Below are 21,419 nucleotides of genomic sequence, written 5' to 3'. Positions count from 1 at the left end.
ATGGCGAGTAATAAACTAAAAATTAATGATATTGCTCGTTTGGCTGGCGTGTCGGCAACGACCGTCAGTCATATATTCAACAAACGAGATAAAAAATATCGTATTTCTCCACAAACTCGGCAAAGAGTCTTATCGATCGCGGAGAAATATAGCGATCAACCCCATATTCGTCAATATTTGGTGAAAGCTAACAGCACCAATACGATTGGTGTTATTGTCCCCGATATGTCAAATTCATTTTTTTCTATGTTTTTGCATCATCTTGAATCATCTTTTCGGCAAAAAAATATCCAATTATTAATTACTTGTAGTCACTATAATAAAGAGGTTGAAATCAAAGTAGCTCAAAACTTAGTAGAGCGAAAAGTTGATGCGATGATTGTTGTAACCTCATTAGACAGTGATAAATTGTATGTAGATATTAATCAAAATACACCGGTACTACTTTTTGACCGTTATCTCAAAGATACCGTATTACCCTTTATTACAAGTGAATCATTACAGTCTGTAAGTGATTTAATTAAGCCTTATGCAAAGAATTTAGACGAATTTTATTTTATTGGTTGTGATATTCAGTTAACTTCGATATGTGCAAGACTTGAGGGTTTCAGGCGTGGCTTAGAAAGTGTGGGATTAACTGTAAAACCAGAATGGATTGTGAGTGATGATTATTCTCCTAATAAAGGTTTTGAATTACTTAAAGGTGTTCATGAAAGGTTAGGCCGAATGCCAAAAGCTATTTTTACACCATCAGGTAATTTATTGGAAGAGGTCTTAGGTTATTTGGTTACAGCTAGAATTGATCCTGAGCAGGTGTATTTGTGTTCTTATGATTACAATAACTATCTTGGCTATTCGTATTATCCGATAGATGCTATTGTACAAGATATCGAAAATATGGCGCTAACTTGTGTAGATGTGGTTGATGATTTGCTAAATTTTAAAGAATTAAAACATCTAGAATTTTTTATTGAGCCACAAATTATACGCCATCGTTAATTTAAACGTTATGATTAGCGATTCGCATTTTTCATTATGCGTGCTTTGTCAACTTGCCATTGGCGTTCTTTAATATCAGTACGTTTGTCGTATTCTTTTTTACCTTTTGCAACGCCAATTTTTACTTTTGCCCATGCATTTTTCCAATACAATGAAAGTGCAACAACAGTGTAACCTTGACGATTTATTTGTCCAAAAAGCGAGTTTAATTCTCGTTCATTTAGCAGTAATTTTCGAGTGCGTATAGGGTCACACACTACATGGGTAGAAGCAACACTCAATGGAGTTATAGTTGCACCAAATAGCCATGCTTCGCCATTTTTAAGTAGCACATAACTGTCACTGATATTCGCTTTGCCAGCTCGCAGTGATTTAACTTCCCAACCTTGTAGGGATAAACCTGCTTCAATTTCCTCTTCAATAAAGTACTCATGACGCGCACGTTTATTTAATGCAATGGTAGCCGAACCAGGCTTATGTGATTTTTTCTTAGTCATAATGTGCGTTATTATAGAGTTACATGATACTATATGCCACTAATTTTAACTTTTAATTTTTTAATATTATGGCACATGTTTTTCATGAAGTGATCGAGCCTTATTCAATCCAACAAATGTTTGCGTTGGTAAATGATATAGCTAGATACCCTGAGTTTGTTCCTGATTGTATCGCAACTGGGATTATTAGCAAACAAGATAATCTTTTAACTGCATTTATTGAGGTTGAAAAATTAGGATTTAAAAAATCTTTTACCACCATAAATCAGATTAATGAGCCTAATTCAATTGATATGGCATTGATAGATGGTCCATTTAAGCATTTAAAGGGGCGATGGGAATTTACTGAAATTGATGAGCAAAAAAGTAAAATCAGCTTAAATTTAAACTTTGAGTTTAATAATAAATTAATGAGTGCTGTTTTTACGCCAATATTTAAGGAGGTGATGACCAACATGGTTAATGCATTTTCTCAAAGAGCAAGGCAGATATATTAATATGATAAATATTCAAGTTGTCTATGCGCTACCTAATCAACCTACGATTATCGATTGTGCAGTTGATGAGCAAACTAATGTCTTGCAAGCCATTACAAAATCCAATATCTTATCAATATGTAAAATTCGATTAGATGAACATCTTGTTGGAATTTATGGAAAACGTTGTGAACTGAATGAACAAGTAAAAGACGGCGATCGTATAGAAATATATCGAGCTTTAATCAATGACCCAAAAGAAATTAGAAGAAAAAAAGCGGCATTGAAAAAGTAACAAATAAAGTGAAGGGAACTTAACTGAATGCATAATATGCTGATTGAGAAAATTGAAACTTTATGCAAAAAACGTGGCATTAAGCTGACAACTCAGCGTAAAACCGTTTTAGATATCATGCTTAAAGCGAATAAAGCTATGAGCGCATATGATCTTTTAGATCTCTTAAAAGTTAGTGAGCCACAAGCAAAACCGCCAACGATTTATCGAGCTCTTGAGTTTCTACTTGAGCAAGGCTTTATTCATAAAGTTGAGTCAACCAATTGCTATATCATTTGCCCTCATTTTCAGGATCCTCAGCATATATCAATCTTATTTATTTGTGATAATTGTCAGCAAATTATCGAAAAACATTCTGAGAATATCGAGTCGCAACTTAAACAACTTGCTAGCCAAAGTCAATTCTTAATAAAGCATAGTGTGCTTGAAATTCATGGAATTTGTCACTCATGTCAACCTTAATCTTTTTTTTATGGTTAATTAATATTGCTTGTGACACGGTAGGGCAGATTGCATTCAAATATGCTGCTATTACTTCTAATGATGAGAAGGGTTTAAATTATTGGCAGAAATTATTTGGTAACATGTGGTTATGGTTAGGTTTTGGAGCTTACTTCATCGGTTTTGTATTTTGGTTGGCTTTTTTGAGTGAAGTTTCTTTGTCTAAAAGCATACTATTAGGCTCTTTTAATATTATTACAGTAATGATTGCTGGGCGTGTTTTATTTAAAGAACATTTAACGCCATTTCGTTTAATTGGTATTTTTTTTATAACTCTTGGCGTAGTACTAGTAGGATTAACTTAATGAAAAAGTTCTATATTATTGGTTTTATTTTACTACTTTTTTTTGATACTTTTGGGCAAACCAGCTTTAAACTTACTGCTATTTCAGCGTTGCCATTTGAACCAGATATTGCTTGGTTGTTAAGAGTTTTTAGTCATGGTTGGGCATATTTAGTTATGATTGGGTATGCAGGTGCATTTATAACATGGATGGTATTATTGCAAAAAGCACCAGTTGGTCCAGCTTTTGCTGCTTCTCACCTACAAGTGGTAACAGTAATGATAGTGTCGGTCATTGCTTTTAACGAACAAATTACCATTTCACGATTATTAGGTGCTTTGTCTATTATAGTTGGGATTATCTTTCTTGCGTTGGCTGAACAAAGAATACACAATAACTCTTCGAGTTAAATTATTTTAATGATTTTATAAAATCATTAAATAGCTATTTACGAAGTAATTATTAATTCTAAAATAGAAAACGTGGTTTTTATTTCACCTGTCCTCTATCTCGCTCCATCACAATTAGATAGGCTTCACGTTGCCAGAATAAAAATAAGCGACGGATATCTTTTTGCATTGTAATTACGCGCCAGCCTTCTTGGGCAATATTATTTAAAAAAGCGGAAAATTTGTCAGCATTTGAATTAGCTGTACCGAAAACTAATGAAGACAAAGCCCCTTCTTGATAAATGACAACTTTATATTCTTTCATTGTTTTTATAGAGTCTAATTAAAATTAAATAAGGAAATAACTTAGATCTGTTTGTCTAGGTTCTTAAGCATTTCGATAATCGGTCTGTTAGCATCTGGAAATTCATCTGCATTTAGATCTTCCTGATCTATCCAACGGCTTGGTTGTCCTTCTTTTGCAAAAGGAACACCATCCCACTCTTCTACTAGGTAAGCATGAATAGTGATATCACGATCATCATAACTATGTTCAAAAGTTTTTAAAAATTGTGATTGATGAATATGAATATCAACTTCTTCTGCTATTTCACGCTCTAAAGTTTGATAAGGTGTTTCGCCGGCTTCGATTTTTCCCCCAGGAAATTCCCAAAAACCAGCAAGATGAGAGTCTTCACCGCGTTGGGTGATAAAGATTTGGCAATCTTGCGAACGAATGATACCTACAGCAATTTCAGTATGTTTTCTCATGATCCAATTTGTATGTGATTAAAGTTTGGGAAAGCAACTGCTTTCCCATTTGTTTTTTTACCTTAATTGGTTATTTAAACATCAATGATTATTTATCATACTAAATTTTTGATTTAATTAACAGCACCATGACAATGTTTATATTTTTTGCCTGATCCACAAGGACAAGGATCGTTACGGCCAACTTTTGCCTGAGCACGTACAACAGCTTGTTGTGAGTTTGCTGATTGTTCATCATTGCCCATGCCACCGATTGATTCATGATTAGCTTGCTGCTTAGCCATTAATTTTTCGACTTCAGCTTGGCGTTGGCGTTCAGCTTCTTCAACTTCCTCTTGTGAACGAATTTGTACTCGGCTTAATATACCAATTACGTCATATTTCAATGTATCTAACATGCTTGCAAACATGTTGAAAGATTCTCGTTTATATTCTTGTTTAGGATCTTTCTGTGCATAGCCTCGTAAGTGAATACCTTGGCGTAAGTAGTCCATTGCTGCTAAATGTTCTTTCCACAATGTATCAAGTGTTTGCAACATAACACTTTTTTCAAACTGTCTGAAGGCTTCAGAACCCGCAATATTTTCTTTTTCAAGATATTTATTTTGTGCAAGTTGTATAATACGTTCACGTAAAGTTTCTTCATGAAGATTTTGTTCTTCATCAAGCCATTTTGCAATTGGTAAATCTAAATCAAAGTCACTTTTTAATGCTGCTTCAAGTCCAGGAATATCCCACATTTCTTCAATAGATTGTGGTGGAATATATTGATCAATAACAGTGGTAAATACATCTCCATGTATAGAATCAATAGTTTCTTTTATATCTACGTTATCTAATAAATCATTACGTTGGCTATATATAGCTTTACGTTGATCATTTGCAACATCATCATATTCAAGTAATTGTTTACGAATATCGAAATTGCGGCTTTCAACTTTTTTCTGAGCATTAGCAATAGCTTTAGTGATCCATGGATGTTCGATTGCTTCACCTTCTTTCATACCCAATTTACGCATCATGTTACCAACACGCTCTGATGCAAAAATACGCATAAGTGGATCTTCTAATGATAAGTAAAAACGTGAAACACCTGGATCACCTTGACGGCCAGCACGTCCACGTAATTGGTTATCAATACGACGAGATTCATGACGTTCAGTACCTAAAATATAAAGCCCACCAAGTTGAATGACTTCTTCATGTTTAATTTGCCATGCTTGTTTAGCTTTCTGGATATCAACATCAGTTGGATTTTCTAATTTCGCAACTTCACTTTGCCAATTACCACCAAGCATAATATCGGTACCACGACCTGCCATATTTGTTGCAATAGTTACAGCGCCTTTACTACCTGCATCAGCAATAATTTCAGCTTCTTGAGCATGGAATTTAGCATTAAGTACATTATGTTTAATCCCTGCTTTTTTAAATGCATGAGAGACAAGTTCGGATTTCTCAATTGAAGCAGTACCTACTAAGACTGGCTGTCCTCGTTTGACACAATCTTGCACATCAGCAACGATTGCATTAATTTTCTCTTTTTCTGTCATATAGACAAGATCAGGTAAATCTTTCCTAACCATTGGACGGTTGGTTGGAATAACAATGGTATCTAAGCCATAGATTTGGTTAAATTCAAAGGCTTCAGTATCAGCTGTACCGGTCATACCAGCTAATTTTTCGTATAAGCGGAAATAATTCTGGAAGGTAATAGAAGCTAACGTTTGATTTTCATTTTGAATTTTTACATGTTCTTTAGCTTCTACTGCTTGATGTAAACCATCCGACCAACGGCGACCATCCATTGTACGGCCTGTATGTTCATCAACTATAATGATTTCATTATCCCTAACAATATAATCTACGTCACGATGGAATAAATGATGAGCTCGAAGAGCTGCATTGACATGGTGCATCAACACAATATTACTTGGTGCATAAAGTGATTCATCACCTTTCATAATTCCTTGTTTTATTAATAGTTCTTCAACTTTAATTAAACCTCGTTCAGTAAGATTTACTTGGCGTGATTTTTCATCAATTGAGAAATCTCCATCTCCTTGAAATTGCTCTGAATCTTCTTTTTCTTGTTTAATAAGATGAGGGATGATTTTATCAATACTGATATATTTATCTGAACTATCTTCAGCCTGACCTGAGATAATTAATGGAGTTCTTGCTTCATCTATTAAAATTGAGTCAACCTCATCGACTAAAGCATAGTGTAACGGTCGTTGAACACGTGATTCTTTGTTAAACACCATATTATCGCGTAGATAATCAAATCCATATTCATTATTCGTACCATAAGTGATATCAGCATTATAAGCATCACGTTTTATTTCTGGAGGCATGTTAGGTAAATTGATACCAACTGTTAAGCCCAAAAATTCAAATAGAGGGCGGTTATTTTCTGCATCACGCTGAGCTAAATAATCATTAACAGTTACAACATGTACACCTTTACCGGTTAATGCATTTAAATAGGCAGGTAATGTAGCTGTTAATGTTTTACCTTCACCAGTACGCATCTCTGCAATACAGCGCTCATTAAGTACCATGCCCCCAATGAGTTGGACATCAAAATGACGCATACCAAATACACGTTTACTTGCTTCACGAACTACTGCAAAAGCTTCTTCTAATATGTCATCTAACTTAGTACCATTTGCAATCTTCTGCTTAAATTCATTGGTTTTTGCTTTAAGTTCATCATCGGTTAGCGCTTCCATAGATGGTTCAAGAGCATTAATATTTTCAACACGTTTACGCATAGATCTTAAAACGCGTTCATTACGGCTACCGAATACTTTTGTTAATAATTTTAATAACATAACTGTTCTCTTATTCTTTTTTTATAATGGGACTAATAAGGAATAAACCTCATTTAATAAATTAATTTAATTATATAAAAACACGTTAAGCAGTAGCTTGAGGACCCGCTCTTATTCCATTATATGGTGATAATCGAATAACGGTATTTGGAGTAACTTCATCATAATTGAGTGAGATAATTTGTTTATTGTAATGCTCTTCTTTTAACAAAGATGAAGTTTGAGATTTTTTTCTTATTGGTGCTTGGTGATCTTGTACTATTGCTGTTATAGCAATAATACCAACCTGTGTGGAAGATGATTGAACTGGTAATGCATTTTCTTCATATAAACCGAACCCAGCAGCGATTACACCTAATAATAAGTGCGATAGGGCTGTTTTAATGATGAGGCGTTTGTGAAGTTTTTTACAATAGCTAATCACATTCATAGTGGCAACATTCTAGCATTTTTTCCCAAAATTAAAACAATTATTACATCAATGTCATTGAGTCATTTTAATGGCTGAAGAGAAATCGATAAACGTCTTTGATTCAGAAGATAGTCAATTGAATGTTAAATTAATAAAATAATGAATATTCACTAAAATATTATCCACTTGCCGTATTATAACCAACAAGTGGATAAGCGCTGTACTTATTTCATACTATTCTAAACTAGCATGACGATGAGCCATATTATTATTACTCTCTTTTTCTTGTTTACTCATTGCCAGAATAACGGTATCAAAGATAATTAATAGCATTTGCTCAAAAAGACTACCAAGCGGTTGTTGACTGACTTGCGATTGGGAAAATTTAGTCCCTGATTGTAACACTATATCCGGCGTTTGAATTTTGGCTAGGGTTGAATCGGTTGATGCACTGATAATAAACAGATCAATATCTTGTTTAATTGCTGATTCAGCCATCATGTTAACACTGTCAGTTTCGCCTGATGCTGAAGCAACAATCAAAAGGTCACCTTTTTGCACTGAAGGTGTGGTTGTTTCACCCACTACAAACGAATTTAGTCCTAGCTGCATTAGTCTCATCGCAAAGGCTTTTAACATAAGCCCGGAGCGTCCGGTCCCGTAAACAAATATACGTTTATGCTGTTTTATATTTTCGATTAAATCGGTGATGTTTTGCTCAGTTAATGTTTTTACTGAATGGCTCAATTCATTAATAATTAATTCTGATAGCATGGTATTTACTCCTTTTAAGCAATAGTTCTGCCGCCGTCTAATAAGATGGTTTGCCCTTGAATGTATGAATTATCTTTATCTGCTAAGAACAACGTCAAGTTAGCAACATCTTCAACGGTACCTAGGCGTCTAACCGGTATTTTTTCTAATACCGTATCTAAACTCTCTTGAGTGGGGTAATTGACACGCATCATTTTGCCTGAGTCGATTAATCGTGGCGCAATCGAATTAACATTAACGCCTTTGGGACCTAGCTCTTTTGCTAACCCACGCATTAACCCTTCTCCGCCTGCTTTTGAGGCTGGATAAGATACACCGCCGCCTGTACCACTTAACGCTGATCCTGAACTGATATAAACAATCGATCCCTTATTGGTTAAGAAGTCGTTGTAAAATGATTTAACGGTATTAAAAAGACCGCTTAAGTTGATATTAAGGGTTTTATGCCACTCCTCATAAGAGATATCATTGACTTTGTTAGCAAAAGCAACACCAGCATTTAATACCAAAATATCAATACGCCCAAAATGATTAAATGTCTCTTCTCTTACTTTTTGCATATCATTTGCGTTAGACACATCGGCTTGAATAAAGATAGACTGCTGTTGATAATCACGGGTTATCTGTTGAGCTGTTTCAAGCCCTAGCTCATGATTGAAATCGACAATAACGGTTTTAGCCCCAGCGTTAGCAAATTTTTCTGCAATAGCTTTACCTATTCCATGTGCCGCACCGGTTACTAGGGCAACTTTTCCGGTAAATTTACTCATTTTTAGATCCTCTCTTTGTTATTCTGCCAATGCAGTTTTTAATTTGGTGATGTTGTCGGTGATATTGCCATTGAATAGATATCCTCCAGATACAAAAACATTTGCACCTGCTGCATGGCAATACTTAATTGTTTTGTCATCAATGCTACCGTCTACCTCAATATCGATATTACGATTGTCGATCATCGCTTTAACTCGTTTGATTTTTTCAACCACCGACATTAAAAAATGTTGCCCACCTTCACCCGGATTAACGGTCATCAGTAAAATCATGTCAATATCATCTAATAGGTATCTAATATTTTCTTCACTGGTGCCGGGATTAAGAACGATTCCGGATTTTATACCGGCTTTACGGATTTTCTTAAGACAACTGACATGACGGTTAGTTGCTTCTTGATGAATTGTTATAATGTCTGCCCCTGCAGCGATAATACTGTCTAGATGCACTTCTGGATTTTGTACCATAAGGTGGACGTCGAGTGGTAGATGAGTCATCTTTTTCAACGCTTTAATATGATCAGCACCAAAAGCAATGCGTTCAACAAAATGCCCGTCCATGACATCTACATGTAAAAGATCAACCTGATTTGTTTCTAATTCGGCTATTTGCTGTTTTAACATGCCTAAATCAGCAGCAAAAACAGAAGGCGAAAGTTTTAATTTGTTACTCATATTTCATTTCCTTATTTATAAAAATAGTTTAGGAAAAAAGTTCTAATAATCGATGTACTAATGAAACCAATATGCTGCCCGGATTCCAGCCAAAATGACCGCCATCGGTTACTGTTGCATTCGGATTAGAGGTAAAAATATCGAGACCTGCAAACTTCATCATTGCAGTTGCTTCCGGCGCAAAATAGTTAGCGCTAAAGCAGACAAAATACATGCAAATGATTGATAATATTGTGCTACGAAATACGTTCCCCTTACTGGCTAAAACGATCATTGGTGTTAAATAACAGACTTGAGCAAGTAAGCCTAAAGGAAAGAAGGTCATATTAGGTATCATAAAGGCAAAGGCGATAACAAATGGAATTGTGATTGCAGTTACGGTTATACAAGCAGGATCACCTAGCCCTAAAGCAATGTCCATACCTATATAAAATTTTCCGTCACTACCACTGACATGTTTTCTGATAAATGTGCTTGCAGCATTGCCTATTGGTGTGACTCCCTCCATCATTAAACCTACCATTCTAGGAATGAGTATCATGACCGCAGCAAAACCCATACAAATAGTGAGAATAGTAGGGATATTTTGTTGGGTTAATATGCCTAAAAAAGCCCCAACAAAGATACCAATAAAGGTTGGATCCCCAAAGATCCCTAACTTACTTTCGATTTTATCCATATTTATCTCAAGGTTTTTAATAAAAGGGATAAAATCAATCACTTTATTTAACACAACAGCAATTGGATAAATTAAAGCGACAAAAGCTAAGGTGGTACAGGTAGTGCCTTCTAATCCAAAATAGTTTTCCCATTTTGGTGCTACCCATTTTGCACAAAATAAGGTAATCACTGATAAGCCAATTGTGACTAAAACACCAATAACTATATTGTTAAAAAGCGCAATGGCTAAAGCGCCGGGAATCATAAAATGAATAAAGTTCCACACGTCAACATTAATGACATTCACCACTTTTATTTTAATTAACACAATGTTTAAAAGGATAATTAGTGGGATACATAGCACCACAGCAGGAATAGACCAAGCCGCCCCACCAATTGCTGCAAATCCAACATCAATTGTGGTAAAGCCTGAACCAAGCTTTTCATAATAGGCTATAACAGGATTTATGGTTGCCATTAGTAGGTTTAATACCAGCACTAACCCCTGAAAACCAATTCCAACCAATAAACCTGATTTAATTGCCGCACCAATCCTCATGCGGAAAAAAAGCCCTAATAACATTATCACTATGGGGAGTAATACGACTGCGCCTAGTTTTGATACCGTTTCAAAAAAATTTTGTAATAATTCAATCATAATTATGCTCCTTATGCTTTAGATATAATCTCTTGGCATAGTTGCACCAGCTTGATTGTTACTAAATCAACATTAACGCCGGAAATAAGACCAAAAACACTCATATGCGGAATTGTTAGCGTTTTTTTATAGTTAGCAGTTGTAAGGGCTAAATCAAAATCTTGCTGTTTCCCTTCTAATTCTCCTAAAGTACATTTACTAATTTTTGCGGGTATTGAGGCACTTTCTAAAATCTTTTTTACTGCATCTACTGCAACTGTTGATGTTGCAACGCCACTACCACAGGCAACGATGATATTTATTTGTTTGGACATAATTTGTTCCTTCATTTTTTATTCATTACCCTTTAGGGGATAAATGAAGAATAAAAAAGCTGTAATAATTGTTTAAGTCATTCATTTTGTTATTTGTTGACTAATTAATAGTTCTACTTGCTGACAACTTAAGTTTTGACAGTTTTCAGTAAACTCCTTGTTTTGAAATAACGTAAATAACCGCTGCAATATGGTTAAATGCTGATTGCTAGTCGATAAAGCGAGGTTAAAGATTAATTGGCAAGTGACGTTTAAATCAGAATCTTCCATTTGCTGAAATTCAACCCCTTTCCTTGAGCGTACTAAACTGATTGCATCACTTTTTACTAATTGATAATTTGCATGGGGTATGGCAATGCCTATACCATTGCTCATAAGTAATCCGGTGGGATACGATTTCTCCCGATTTATACATGCTGCAATATATTCAATTTGAATATAATCTTTTTCTAATAAGTAAGAGCCTGATGCGTTAATAGCATCTTGATAGGTAACGATGCCTTCATCGAGATCATGAACTAAAATATGCATAACCTACCTCTTATTTTGTCAGTTCTTGTTTTACGGCTTCAAAGATTGCATCTTCACCGATTCCCGTTAATAAACCGGCACCAACAATCACTTTAGTTGTAATATCCGGATTATCGATTTTGGTGGAAGACACCACTAAATCGTAACTGTTGAATGTATCGGTAGAACATGCCATAAGTGATGATTTATCGACTTGTGCATCAATCTTTTGTTCTTTAAGATAGTCTTGTAAAATTGACACCATGATTGATGATGAAGCAATCCCGTTTCCACAAACAACTAATACTTTTTTCATTTTGATACCTCGCTATTGATAGTTGAATTTTTCTCTTTTTTCTTTAATAGGTAACCTACAGAGAGCAGGATTAAACCAATTAATACATAACCCAGAACGCCTATATGGCTGGTTGCGGCAAATAGCCCTGTGAATGGATTTGCTGACGGATTTAATGAGGTGTACATAACTGATGCATCCGGATTGCTACCAAATTCCTGAAATACTTCATTAGTTGCAGGCGTCATCCATGATGCAATATATAAACCACCACCAAACAGGAAGATAGATGTCACCCAAGTTCGGATAATATTGCCTTTAAATACAGGCACCATACAGGCAATAAAGAACACGAATTGTGATAAATCGCCTAACGGCATCACTTTATTTCCCGGTAAAATAACGGCTAAAATCACAATAACCGGAATGAGTAATAAAGCAGGAGCGATAACGGCGGGATTTCCAACAATCAATGCGGTATCCATACCGACGGTAATATCACGGTTTGGAAATCGTTTAACTAATTTCTTGCGAGCGACGTTGGATAAAGGGACTAAACCTTCCATCATTATTGATGTCATTCTTGGTAGTAGAAGCATGACTGCTGCCAAATACATGCCAAGTTGAAGGCTGGATATGATTGTATGATATGGACTTTGCCAAGAATAACCACAAAAACCAAGCAAAACGCCAATAATAAAACCAACAATAGTTGGATCACCTAATACGCCAAAGCGTTTTTGGATAGTTTCAGCCGTGATACTGATATTTCTAAAACCAGGTATTCGGTCATAAATCCAATTGAATGGATAAGCAAATATCAGATAAGTATTTGCGACAGGGTGTGAAATGGAAACACCTTCCGGTAAATTATAGAATTTTTCATTATTTTTAGCGCCAAGGTCTGCGGCAATTAATGCCCAAACATGAAATAGTGCGGCTGTTAGTACGCCATATAAAAAACTGCCTGAATAGACGCCAACAATTGCCCCCATTGATGCATTTTGATGTAGATTAAATACATCGACATTGACACAATCGGTGATTTTTAAAATCAACAATAAAACATTGACTGCAACACATAATGGAATAATTATTGGTCCCATACTCGATCCAAATCCCATTACCGCTGTTGCCGCACCGCCAACATCGATTGCGCTCAGTGAAGAGCCGGTACTTTCAGCAAGTCCGGTGACAGCGGGCGCCATTTTATCCAACATAAACTTTATTGTCATACTTAAAGCAATAAAGCCAATACCCACTTTCATGGCTGAGGATATACATTCTGAAATAGGCCGCCCAAGTGCGGCCATTAGTATAAGAAAGATGATAGGGATAAAAATAAAATTACCTAAATCGTTGATAAATTGTGTGATTAATTCCATGTGTTACTCCTTTGATGCTTATTCATCGGCTCTAAAACCCATATTCCAAGCGATATGGGCTGGTTTAACTAATAAGGCATTGTCATTGCGTTCAGCTTGCAATAGGTTTTTTTTCGAATTTTCACGAGCAGTGGCAAAATCAAAAGGTTCATCAAACCAAGCATCGAGTATCATTTTTGTATATTCCAACCCATTAACACGACATCCCAGTCCAATTATTTGTGCATTATTACTAAGCCTTGCACGTTTAGCAGAATAAGGGTTAGTGACAGCAGTTGCCCGTATTCCCCAATGTTTGTTTGCCTGACAAGTAAATCCAATTCCTGTACCACAAATGTATACACCTAGACGGCAAACATCTTTTTGAATAAGTATCGACATCTCATCTGCCAATTTGGCAAATGTGTTAATCCCATCTTCTTTGACTTTGACAGGGTCATATACCACTTCGGCATTTTTTTCCTCAATGAGATAATTTTTAAGCGCTTGTTTATATTCAAATCCAAGATCGTCGCTAGCAATTGCAATTTTGGTTTTCATTGGTTTTCCTTGTGTTAATTAATTGATAACCAATTTTATAATTGGTTTTTGTTGGTAAGTCAATGTGATCGAGATCACATAATTAATAAGACATTGTTTTTAAATAAAATAAAAACCAATATAAACCAATATTGCATTTGTTGTTTTATGGCTTTTATTTACTTTTTTTAGTAAATGATGCGATATTAATGAGGCATAAATGCAACATTATTGTAGAATGTCGATAATAATTGAGTATGATTAGTGTTAATATTGCGACCGGAATTTGACACTTAGAGATAGCTAACTATGCAATTAATGAATGAGAGAAGAGAATTAATTTTAGAAGATTTGATTACAGCCGGCACCGTATATGTTAGTGAATTAGCACGCAAATATGATGTAAGTTATGAGACTATTCGAAAAGATCTATCGCAATTAGAAGAAAAAGGCTTTTTAGTGAAATGCCATGGCGGAGCAACACTAAAGCAAGGTGCGATTGAACATCCATTTCAGATTCGAGAAAAAGAAAATGCCAGTTTAAAAAAGAGTATTGCACAAAAAGCTTTGAGCTTGCTCCCGGATAATTGTTCGATGATTATTGGCACAGGAAGTACAACATTAGAGCTAGCTAAGCTTTTATGTTTTCGTTCTGGTTATAAGATTTTTACCGATTCTTTGCCTGTTGCTAATACCTTGATTGCCTCAGATAACCAAGTGTTTTTATTTGGCGGTGAACTGCGTAATAAAAGCTCATCGGTATTTGGTGGGTGGGCGCTTTCGATGATCAGTGAAATTCAAGTTGATGTCTGTTTTTTAGGTACTGACGGTTTTGCTAATTTAGCTGGTCCTTCAAGTCCATCTTCATCTGATGCCTGTATTGATAAAGCAATTATTGCCCATGCAGATAAACGCTATATTTTGGGTGACTATACTAAATTTAGCCGAAAAAGCCTGTTTAAAATTTGTAATTGGGATGAGATAACCGCTTTAATTACTAACGATGCAGCTGATGTTATTAAAGTAGCCGAATTACAAAAACAGACTAATGTGATTTTATGTTAATCAGATAGTTAATTTTTTCTGGATTAAAAATTTCTAAAGTCATTCATAATTATAAAAAGGAGATTGCATGAGTAAAAATTGCAATCTCCATTGTATTAAATATAGTATTTTCCTCATTTTTTATTAATAATTTTTTTCATCCAATAAAAAATGAATGTTTATTCTTTAACCATTAATTGCCCCATCATACCCAGCGTTTCATGCTCTACAATATGACAGTGATACATACGTAGTCCCGGCATATTTTGCTGAATTTTAATAACAAGCGTTTCGTGCGGGCGTAAGTTAGTGGTATCTTTCAAAGCAACAAACTCGGGTGTAGTTTTAGTGCCATTTAATTCACGAGATTGCACAATAAATTGCGCTCCATGTATATGGAAATTGTGATCCATATGTGAGTTATTAACAATTGTCCACTCTTCAACATCGTGAAGTTTACTTTCCAAGTCGATTCGTGACATATCATGCCGTTTGCCATTAATTAAAAATAGCATACCACCTCGAGGCTCACTTTTATCCATTACTTCAGTATATTCAAGTGATTTTTTGGCGACGGCTTCGCCTAAAGTGGGTACTTGTTTTAGATGCGTTGGTAGAACTGTACTGGCCGTTTGAGTTAACTGGAGCTGTGAAAGAATGATGTTTGGTTCCGGCGGTACATTTCCCATTTTGCCACGATCGTAGCCGATGTTTTGCAGATAAAGACTGGCGGTTTTTTTCGGAACGATAACCACTTCAGCCCGTTCTGCCGGAGTAAGTAATAACGGTTTATTGAGTTGATGCGGCTCGGCAATGAAACCGCCGTCGGTAGCAACTAAAAAGACATCACAATCCGGTATTGATAGGTTTAAATATCGGCCAGAACACGCATTCCAGATTCTGACTCGTGTTGCACCTTCTACTTTTATATTGGGTTGGTAAGCGCCATTGATCAACACAAATTGTCCTTCCCGACCATTCATCCAGTCGGTCATGGAATTTTCGGCGATTTCGCCGTTTTCAGTTAATTTTAAGTCAGAAAAGAACCAATGTTGCTCCGGTAGCGAAGCAAGTGGATCATTTTTACTGCGCACAATAAAGGTACCGGCTAAACCACGAAAGACTTGCTCTGCAACGGTATTATGTCCATGTGGGTGATACCAATAGGTTCCGGCAGTGCCTTCCGGTATGGTAAATTCATAAACTCTGCTGCCACCTGCCGGAATAGCATCTTGCGGGTTGCCGTCTTGATCTGAAGGAATCAGCAAACCATGCCAATGAACGGTTGTTGGCTGTGAGAGATCATTTTTAACGGTTATTTTAACATGATCGCCTTCAAATACTTCGATTTTCGGACCAGGAATCATGCCATTATATGCCCAAAATTCGGTGGTAATTTCCGGTGTTAAGGCTATTTTAACCGGTTTTAAATGTAGCGTTGCTTCAAATACGCCAGCTTGGGTGCTGGTATTTTTTAAATTAGTTAACTCGGGTAAGTTTTTACCGTGTGGTAGCGCTGTAGTCGATAACAGTTTTTGTGGCATGTTGTTATTCATGTTCATATTCATATTCATATTCATATGATCGTGCATGTTGTCCCCCTTATCACAATTATCAGATTTAACATCACAAACCATGTCAGACATTGGTGAATTATCCAATTTGGCTATGGCTTTAGTTGCAATTAAACCACCGACAGCAGCGGTAATATTCATTATAAAATTTCGGCGTTTCATAGTATTCCTATAATTATTTATTACGTTAAACAATAACCTGCATACAACCGTCAAGACTATAAAAAGTGAGATTGTGTTATTGATTTCCAGTACTTATTACTAATATTTAACTGCGTAAATTAGATAAATTTTGGTGGCTTTAACTCAGGAATAAATTCTTTATATTCAGGAATAAATTTAGTAAGTAGATATTGTTCACTATGAATCGGATAATCAAAATTAACAATATAATTAGTTATAATTGTACTGCAAGTGGCACAATGATTAACCGATTTACCAATAAAAGATTTTGTTGATTTAGAAGTCGGCAAATCTGTATTTGCATAATTAAGATTTGCGTTCACCTGAGATGATATTAAATTTGGTGAATGATGATCTGAACAAGGTTTAGATATAATTAGAGAAAAATGCCCAATAGAAGAAAAAAGCAAAAATATTGCCAATATAATTAAAATATAAAATTGCTTCTTGTTAATGATTTGCGACATTATTCATCACACAATTAATCTCCTCGAATCCATTTTACTAAAAATAGCAGCAAATTTATACAGTTTTAACTCTTGATATAAAAATTTGATTTTAATACCAATGAATTAAAGCTGTTCAAACGTTTAATGATAAATATCACTTACTCATTTATTTGTTATAATCATAAAATAAATAAGCCAAATATAAATGGTTCTGGTATCATATTTGCATAAAAATAATATTCTGATTAAAAACGATATGAAAATTCTTTACGGAGTTCAAGGAACAGGAAATGGCCACATCAGTCGTAGTAGAACTTTAGCGAAAGCTTTAAAAAAGGCTGGTGCTGATGTTGATTACATTTTCAGTGGTCGTGATCCTAAAGATTATTTTGATATGCAGGCCTTTGGCAATTATCGAACATTTAGCGGTCTATCTTTTGCAACACTTAATGGAAAAATTAATTATCGAAAAACTATCCAAAAAATTCGCGCCTTTAGGTTAATTAAAGATGTTCGTGATCTCGATTTATCAAAATATGATTGCATTATTAGTGATTTTGAGCCAGTAAGTGCATGGGCTGCACATTATCAAAATCGAGAATGTTTAGGGATTAGTAACCAATCTGTCTGCCATTACCTTAAGCCAAAAGAATACGGCATGATAGCCAATGTTATTATGAAATATTATGCACCTGTTACAAAACCAATTGGCTTACATTGGTTTCACTTTGGTCATAAACTAATTCCACCAATGATTGATTCATTTGAAACTGTACCAACTGAAGATGGTAAAATTGTTGTGTATTTACCTTTTGAAGATTTAAATGAAATTGCAGAATTAGTTACTCAATTTCCACAATATCAATTTTGTTGTTTCCATCCCGATGTAAAACAAGTTACAGAGCGTAAGAATTTATTATTACAACCGTTAAGCCGAGATAATTTTACGCAAGCTTTGCTTAGTTGTTCTGGGATTATTTCAAATACTGGATTTGCATTAATATCTGAAGCGTTATCTTTAGGGAAGAAGATTCTAACTAAGCCAGTAGCAGGTCAATTTGAACAAGTTTATAATGCTCAATGTTTGCAATCTTTGGATATGGCAACTGTGATGGAAAATCTAAATAGCATGAAGCTTAAATATTGGGTTAGCTTGCCTTCTCCGAAACCAGTTGTTTATCCAGATGTGGCGACCGAGTTAGCTAATTGGATTGTTTCAGGTCAAAAAGAATCATTACTATCTTTAAGTCAAAGACTTTGGCAGCAGACTATATTCCCTGACAATGTGAATGAGCGTATAAAATCCTTAGGGTATGTGTAAAGGAACTAATATGATATTAAGTATTATTGTTGCCATGGCGGATAATCAAGTTATTGGGTTAAATAATCAAATGCCGTGGCATATGCCAGCAGATTTAGCATGGTTTAAAAAAAATACATTAAATAAGCCAGTTATTATGGGGCGAAAAACGTTTGAGTCTATTGGTAGACCATTGCCTAATCGCCATAACATTGTCATTAGTCGTCAAGCTGATAACAAAGCTTCAATAAACTCTGATGTTAGCTGGGTTCAATCGGTTGATGAAGCAATATCGTTGATCGATAAACAGTCGGTTGAAGAGGCATTTTTTATAGGTGGGGGTAATATATATAGTCAGGTATTACCTTTAGTGAATCGTCTTTACTTAACTCATATTGATGCTCAATTACAAGGTGATACTTATTTTCCAGATTATTCTCAAATAGCATGGCGACAAATTCACTCAGAACAACATAAAGCTGATGAAAAAAATCAATATGATTATCAATTTGAGATTCTAGAAAAAACGAATCAATTAAAATAAATGAGTTGCCACCTAGAATTAGTGGCAACTTAATCAATAGCTACCCTTGAAACCGTTTTGCCTCAATTACATCTGGAAGTTGTTTAATTTTGTTTAATACTCTTTCAAGTGAATCTTGATCAAAAATTTGCATATCCATATCAATAGTCGCAATTTGTTGTTTCATTTCAATTCGGCTTGAGACACCTAAAACATTTACTTTCTCGTTAGCCAATATAGTGGTGATATCTCGCAATAAACCACTCCTGTCGTTAGCTATGATTCTAACAACCATTGTATAACTTGAATTGTGATTGCCACTCCATATAGCGCTAGTAATGCGCTCTGGAGCATGATTTTTTAACTCTTGCAATTGTTCACAGTCAGCTCGATGAATAGAAATACCTCGTCCTTGTGTTACAAAGCCAACAATCGGATCGCCAGGAATAGGTCGACAGCAATTAGCAATGGTGTAAAGTAAGTTGTCGACACCTTCAATAATAATTTCACCACCTTTTATAGCGGTCGATTTTCCTGTATTTTTAGCCTGAGATGTTGATTTTTGGGTAATTTGTTTTAGAACAGCTTCATCTTCTTCTTCTGCTGTCGGTTTATTAAATTGGGCGTTAATGAAGTTAACTAGTTGATTAATCCTAACATCACCACTACCTATCCCAGCGAGTACCTCATCAAAAGAGTGGGCATTGTATTTACTAATAAGAATTTTTTCGACACTTTTTAAGCTAATATTTAATGGCTCTAGCTCGTTTTCTAAAATTTGTTGTCCGGCAGCAATATTTTTATCTCTATCTTGCTTTTTGAACCAAGCTTGTATTTTTGCTCGAGCGCGACTGCTATTAACAAACCCCGTATTAGGATTTAACCAGTCACGACTTGGATTTGGTTGTTTCTGAGTAATAATTTCAACTTGATCGCCAGTTTTCAAAATATAAGTGAACGGAACTATACGACCACCCACTTTGGCGCCAATACAACGATGTCCAACATCACTATGAATATGATATGCAAAATCTAAAGGGGTTGAACCAGTTGGTAAATCGACTACATCACCTTTAGGCGTAAATACATAAACCCTGTCATCAAAAATTTGGCTACGGACGGTTTCTTGAATTTCGCCACTTTCGGACATTTCTTGTTGCCATGTTAATAGTTTACGCAACCAAGAAATTCGTTGATCGTAAGCCGTCATTTTATCCGTGCTGCCTTCTTTATATTTCCAGTGTGCGGCTACACCTAATTCAGCATCATTGTGCATTTGTTCAGTACGGATTTGAATTTCAATAGTTTTATCTTGTGGGCCATAAACAACCGTATGGATCGATTGATAACCATTGGGTTTGGGGTTAGCCACATAGTCATCAAATTCTTTAGCTATATGTTTATAATGGCTATGCACAATCCCTAATGCATTGTAGCAATCTTCAATTCGGTCACAAATTATACGCACAGCTCGAATATCATATAATTCTTCAAATTGTAGATGTTTGCGTTCCATTTTTCGCCATATACTATAGATATGTTTTGGACGACCGTAAACTTCAGCACGAATATGATCTTTATTCATCATATCCTGTAAATTCTTAACAAATTGATTAATGTATGATTCACGATCCAATCGTTTTTCATGTAACTTATGAGCAATGAAACGATATTGATCTGGATGTAAATAACGGAAACAAAAATCTTCAAGTTCCCATTTTAATTGCCCAATTCCTAATCGATTGGCTAGAGGAGCATAGATATTAAAGCACTCTTTAGCTGCGAGGACTTGATCTTCTTTTGGGGCATTCATTAGATTACGTAAATAAGTAATACGCTCTGCTAATTTTATTACCACACTACGGAAATCATTTACCATAGCCAATAACATACGACGAATACTGTCAATTTGCTCAGTAGTTGCATGTCCATTACGGATGGCTCGTAGTTGCCTGATATCCTTCATTTTGATAACACTGGAAAGGATGTGAATAATGTCGCGATCGAAATTTTCAGGCAGATCTTCACGGCGGATAATTTTAGTATCAAGGAATGGCAGTAAAAGGGCTGTACATAAACTGTTAATGTCCATGTTCAAGGTTGATAAAATCTCAACCATCTCAATTGCATTTTGGAAGCAGTAGGTTTGTTCAGGCGCACCAGCACTGTGTTCAAAACAAAAATCCCAGATATCCTTAAACTTTTGATAGGATTCAAAATTGGTTAATAAAAGTTCATGTTTAGCCCATTGTTCAACATCAAACTGTGTTAGAGTATAATGCTCGTCATTTTGTTGATGGGCGCCTCTAATTGATACCATAATTA

At 35.4% G+C, this 21,419-nt stretch carries 26 protein-coding genes; 9 read left to right on the top strand and 17 right to left on the bottom strand.

Annotated elements, in window-relative coordinates; translation table 11 throughout:
* Window positions 1-999 (top strand): LacI family DNA-binding transcriptional regulator, encoded by a 999-nt coding sequence (locus tag J3U24_RS04965; protein ID WP_065734713.1) that lies wholly within the window; start codon window positions 1-3, stop codon window positions 997-999.
* A gap of 14 nt (window positions 1,000-1,013) precedes the next feature.
* Here the strand turns inward: J3U24_RS04965 and smpB are convergent, their stop codons facing one another.
* Window positions 1,014-1,496 carry an SsrA-binding protein SmpB gene (smpB, locus tag J3U24_RS04960; protein ID WP_065563659.1) on the bottom strand — a complete coding sequence of 161 codons (483 nt, stop codon included), beginning with the start codon at window positions 1,494-1,496 and terminating at the stop codon, window positions 1,014-1,016.
* Window positions 1,497-1,564: 68 nt separating this feature from the next.
* Between smpB and J3U24_RS04955 the strand changes: the two genes are divergently transcribed.
* Genes J3U24_RS04955 through J3U24_RS04935 form a run of 5 tightly spaced genes read left to right on the top strand, consistent with a single transcriptional unit; the run spans window position 1,565 to window position 3,462 of the window.
* Complete coding sequence (locus J3U24_RS04955) at window positions 1,565-1,993, top strand: type II toxin-antitoxin system RatA family toxin (protein ID WP_065563658.1); 429 nt, start codon at window positions 1,565-1,567, stop codon at window positions 1,991-1,993.
* Entirely contained in the window at window positions 1,959-2,267 is a 309-nt protein-coding gene (locus tag J3U24_RS04950) for an RnfH family protein (protein ID WP_081299573.1), read from the top strand. Before J3U24_RS04955 ends, J3U24_RS04950 begins: the two co-directional genes overlap by 35 nt.
* Before the next feature lie 27 nt (window positions 2,268-2,294).
* Complete coding sequence (gene zur / locus J3U24_RS04945; protein WP_065734711.1) at window positions 2,295-2,729, top strand: zinc uptake transcriptional repressor Zur; 435 nt, start codon at window positions 2,295-2,297, stop codon at window positions 2,727-2,729.
* The gene (locus J3U24_RS04940) at window positions 2,717-3,073 is read left to right on the top strand and encodes an EamA family transporter (protein ID WP_065563655.1); all 357 of its coding nucleotides are present in this window, start codon (window positions 2,717-2,719) and stop codon (window positions 3,071-3,073) included. The genes zur and J3U24_RS04940 overlap by 13 nt, the downstream gene beginning before the upstream one ends.
* On the top strand, window positions 3,073-3,462 hold the full coding sequence (locus tag J3U24_RS04935) for a DMT family transporter (RefSeq protein WP_220225671.1): 390 nt from the start codon (window positions 3,073-3,075) through the stop codon (window positions 3,460-3,462). Before J3U24_RS04940 ends, J3U24_RS04935 begins: the two co-directional genes overlap by 1 nt.
* Before the next feature lie 79 nt (window positions 3,463-3,541).
* Here J3U24_RS04935 and J3U24_RS04930 read toward each other — a convergent pair whose 3' ends face one another.
* The 13 genes from J3U24_RS04930 to J3U24_RS04870 all read right to left on the bottom strand — a co-directional run bounded on the left by J3U24_RS04930 (window position 3,542) and on the right by J3U24_RS04870 (window position 14,042).
* Window positions 3,542-3,766 (bottom strand): DUF4177 domain-containing protein, encoded by a 225-nt coding sequence (locus J3U24_RS04930; protein WP_065563653.1) that lies wholly within the window; start codon window positions 3,764-3,766, stop codon window positions 3,542-3,544.
* A gap of 41 nt (window positions 3,767-3,807) precedes the next feature.
* The gene (mutT, locus tag J3U24_RS04925) at window positions 3,808-4,212 is read right to left on the bottom strand and encodes an 8-oxo-dGTP diphosphatase MutT (RefSeq protein ID WP_065563652.1); all 405 of its coding nucleotides are present in this window, start codon (window positions 4,210-4,212) and stop codon (window positions 3,808-3,810) included.
* Window positions 4,213-4,325: 113 nt separating this feature from the next.
* Window positions 4,326-7,049, bottom strand: a complete 2,724-nt coding sequence (gene secA / locus J3U24_RS04920) for a preprotein translocase subunit SecA (RefSeq protein WP_267337092.1) — start codon at window positions 7,047-7,049, stop codon at window positions 4,326-4,328.
* A gap of 85 nt (window positions 7,050-7,134) precedes the next feature.
* Complete coding sequence (locus tag J3U24_RS04915) at window positions 7,135-7,479, bottom strand: hypothetical protein (protein ID WP_267337091.1); 345 nt, start codon at window positions 7,477-7,479, stop codon at window positions 7,135-7,137.
* A 216-nt stretch (window positions 7,480-7,695) separates the two neighbouring features.
* A complete protein-coding gene (hxlB, locus tag J3U24_RS04910) occupies window positions 7,696-8,235 on the bottom strand; it encodes a 6-phospho-3-hexuloisomerase (protein ID WP_267337090.1) in 540 nt (179 codons plus the stop codon).
* 14 nt (window positions 8,236-8,249) lie between these two features.
* The gene (locus J3U24_RS04905) at window positions 8,250-9,005 is read right to left on the bottom strand and encodes an SDR family NAD(P)-dependent oxidoreductase (protein WP_267337088.1); all 756 of its coding nucleotides are present in this window, start codon (window positions 9,003-9,005) and stop codon (window positions 8,250-8,252) included.
* An 18-nt stretch (window positions 9,006-9,023) separates the two neighbouring features.
* Window positions 9,024-9,680, bottom strand: a complete 657-nt coding sequence (rpe, locus tag J3U24_RS04900; RefSeq protein ID WP_267337087.1) for a ribulose-phosphate 3-epimerase — start codon at window positions 9,678-9,680, stop codon at window positions 9,024-9,026.
* 28 nt (window positions 9,681-9,708) lie between these two features.
* Window positions 9,709-10,995 (bottom strand): PTS transporter subunit IIC, encoded by a 1,287-nt coding sequence (locus tag J3U24_RS04895; protein WP_416380107.1) that lies wholly within the window; start codon window positions 10,993-10,995, stop codon window positions 9,709-9,711.
* Window positions 10,996-11,009: 14 nt separating this feature from the next.
* Window positions 11,010-11,312 (bottom strand): PTS sugar transporter subunit IIB, encoded by a 303-nt coding sequence (locus tag J3U24_RS04890; RefSeq protein ID WP_267337085.1) that lies wholly within the window; start codon window positions 11,310-11,312, stop codon window positions 11,010-11,012.
* 81 nt (window positions 11,313-11,393) lie between these two features.
* Window positions 11,394-11,843, bottom strand: coding sequence for a PTS sugar transporter subunit IIA (locus J3U24_RS04885; RefSeq protein WP_267337084.1), 450 nt, complete (start codon window positions 11,841-11,843; stop codon window positions 11,394-11,396).
* 10 nt (window positions 11,844-11,853) lie between these two features.
* Window positions 11,854-12,138 (bottom strand): PTS sugar transporter subunit IIB, encoded by a 285-nt coding sequence (locus J3U24_RS04880; protein WP_267337083.1) that lies wholly within the window; start codon window positions 12,136-12,138, stop codon window positions 11,854-11,856.
* On the bottom strand, window positions 12,135-13,502 hold the full coding sequence (locus J3U24_RS04875; protein WP_267337082.1) for a PTS galactitol transporter subunit IIC: 1,368 nt from the start codon (window positions 13,500-13,502) through the stop codon (window positions 12,135-12,137). Before J3U24_RS04875 ends, J3U24_RS04880 begins: the two co-directional genes overlap by 4 nt.
* An 18-nt stretch (window positions 13,503-13,520) precedes the next feature.
* A complete protein-coding gene (locus J3U24_RS04870) occupies window positions 13,521-14,042 on the bottom strand; it encodes an RpiB/LacA/LacB family sugar-phosphate isomerase (RefSeq protein ID WP_267337081.1) in 522 nt (173 codons plus the stop codon).
* Between the two features lie 288 nt (window positions 14,043-14,330).
* On the opposite strand from J3U24_RS04870, the gene J3U24_RS04865 reads away from it, so the two are divergent.
* Window positions 14,331-15,086, top strand: a complete 756-nt coding sequence (locus tag J3U24_RS04865) for a DeoR/GlpR family DNA-binding transcription regulator (protein WP_267337079.1) — start codon at window positions 14,331-14,333, stop codon at window positions 15,084-15,086.
* 158 nt (window positions 15,087-15,244) lie between these two features.
* Here J3U24_RS04865 and J3U24_RS04860 read toward each other — a convergent pair whose 3' ends face one another.
* A complete protein-coding gene (locus J3U24_RS04860) occupies window positions 15,245-16,801 on the bottom strand; it encodes a multicopper oxidase family protein (protein WP_065734707.1) in 1,557 nt (518 codons plus the stop codon).
* 119 nt (window positions 16,802-16,920) lie between these two features.
* Entirely contained in the window at window positions 16,921-17,289 is a 369-nt protein-coding gene (locus tag J3U24_RS04855) for a hypothetical protein (protein ID WP_065563649.1), read from the bottom strand.
* Between the two features lie 205 nt (window positions 17,290-17,494).
* Here J3U24_RS04855 and J3U24_RS04850 point away from each other — a divergent pair, with 205 nt between their 5' ends.
* A complete protein-coding gene (locus J3U24_RS04850; protein WP_267342480.1) occupies window positions 17,495-18,592 on the top strand; it encodes an MJ1255/VC2487 family glycosyltransferase in 1,098 nt (365 codons plus the stop codon).
* 10 nt (window positions 18,593-18,602) lie between these two features.
* Entirely contained in the window at window positions 18,603-19,115 is a 513-nt protein-coding gene (folA, locus tag J3U24_RS04845; RefSeq protein WP_416380475.1) for a type 3 dihydrofolate reductase, read from the top strand.
* A gap of 40 nt (window positions 19,116-19,155) precedes the next feature.
* On the opposite strand, the gene relA is transcribed toward folA, so the two are convergent.
* Window positions 19,156-21,414, bottom strand: coding sequence for a GTP diphosphokinase (relA, locus tag J3U24_RS04840; protein WP_065563647.1), 2,259 nt, complete (start codon window positions 21,412-21,414; stop codon window positions 19,156-19,158).
* Window positions 21,415-21,419: the final 5 nt, after the last annotated feature.

Origin of the sequence: Gilliamella sp. B2785 (genome assembly GCF_026537005.1) — a bacterium.
Classification (GTDB): domain Bacteria; phylum Pseudomonadota; class Gammaproteobacteria; order Enterobacterales; family Orbaceae; genus Gilliamella; species Gilliamella apicola_E.
The sequence above is the reverse complement of the archived record's forward strand: the minus strand, read 5'-3'. Positions and strand labels throughout refer to the sequence as shown.

Bases quoted from the DNA above. Each gene is read 5' to 3' on its own strand.
- J3U24_RS04870 (WP_267337081.1), bottom strand. From the start codon at position 14,042: ATGAAAACCAAAATTGCAATTGCTAGCGACGATCTTGGATTTGAATAT.
- J3U24_RS04955 (WP_065563658.1), top strand. From the start codon at position 1,565: ATGGCACATGTTTTTCATGAAGTGATCGAGCCTTATTCAATCCAACAA.
- J3U24_RS04855 (WP_065563649.1), bottom strand. From the start codon at position 17,289: ATGTCGCAAATCATTAACAAGAAGCAATTTTATATTTTAATTATATTG.
- J3U24_RS04940 (WP_065563655.1), top strand. From the start codon at position 2,717: ATGTCAACCTTAATCTTTTTTTTATGGTTAATTAATATTGCTTGTGAC.
- rpe (WP_267337087.1), bottom strand. From the start codon at position 9,680: ATGAGTAACAAATTAAAACTTTCGCCTTCTGTTTTTGCTGCTGATTTA.
- J3U24_RS04880 (WP_267337083.1), bottom strand. From the start codon at position 12,138: ATGAAAAAAGTATTAGTTGTTTGTGGAAACGGGATTGCTTCATCATCA.
- J3U24_RS04865 (WP_267337079.1), top strand. From the start codon at position 14,331: ATGCAATTAATGAATGAGAGAAGAGAATTAATTTTAGAAGATTTGATT.
- J3U24_RS04905 (WP_267337088.1), bottom strand. From the start codon at position 9,005: ATGAGTAAATTTACCGGAAAAGTTGCCCTAGTAACCGGTGCGGCACAT.
- J3U24_RS04890 (WP_267337085.1), bottom strand. From the start codon at position 11,312: ATGTCCAAACAAATAAATATCATCGTTGCCTGTGGTAGTGGCGTTGCA.
- J3U24_RS04885 (WP_267337084.1), bottom strand. From the start codon at position 11,843: ATGCATATTTTAGTTCATGATCTCGATGAAGGCATCGTTACCTATCAA.
- J3U24_RS04950 (WP_081299573.1), top strand. From the start codon at position 1,959: ATGCATTTTCTCAAAGAGCAAGGCAGATATATTAATATGATAAATATT.
- secA (WP_267337092.1), bottom strand. From the start codon at position 7,049: ATGTTATTAAAATTATTAACAAAAGTATTCGGTAGCCGTAATGAACGC.
- J3U24_RS04935 (WP_220225671.1), top strand. From the start codon at position 3,073: ATGAAAAAGTTCTATATTATTGGTTTTATTTTACTACTTTTTTTTGAT.
- J3U24_RS04915 (WP_267337091.1), bottom strand. From the start codon at position 7,479: ATGAATGTGATTAGCTATTGTAAAAAACTTCACAAACGCCTCATCATT.
- smpB (WP_065563659.1), bottom strand. From the start codon at position 1,496: ATGACTAAGAAAAAATCACATAAGCCTGGTTCGGCTACCATTGCATTA.
- J3U24_RS04860 (WP_065734707.1), bottom strand. From the start codon at position 16,801: ATGAAACGCCGAAATTTTATAATGAATATTACCGCTGCTGTCGGTGGT.
- J3U24_RS04930 (WP_065563653.1), bottom strand. From the start codon at position 3,766: ATGAAAGAATATAAAGTTGTCATTTATCAAGAAGGGGCTTTGTCTTCA.
- relA (WP_065563647.1), bottom strand. From the start codon at position 21,414: ATGGTATCAATTAGAGGCGCCCATCAACAAAATGACGAGCATTATACT.
- hxlB (WP_267337090.1), bottom strand. From the start codon at position 8,235: ATGCTATCAGAATTAATTATTAATGAATTGAGCCATTCAGTAAAAACA.
- mutT (WP_065563652.1), bottom strand. From the start codon at position 4,212: ATGAGAAAACATACTGAAATTGCTGTAGGTATCATTCGTTCGCAAGAT.
- zur (WP_065734711.1), top strand. From the start codon at position 2,295: ATGCATAATATGCTGATTGAGAAAATTGAAACTTTATGCAAAAAACGT.
- J3U24_RS04965 (WP_065734713.1), top strand. From the start codon at position 1: ATGGCGAGTAATAAACTAAAAATTAATGATATTGCTCGTTTGGCTGGC.
- J3U24_RS04875 (WP_267337082.1), bottom strand. From the start codon at position 13,502: ATGGAATTAATCACACAATTTATCAACGATTTAGGTAATTTTATTTTT.
- folA (WP_416380475.1), top strand. From the start codon at position 18,603: ATGATATTAAGTATTATTGTTGCCATGGCGGATAATCAAGTTATTGGG.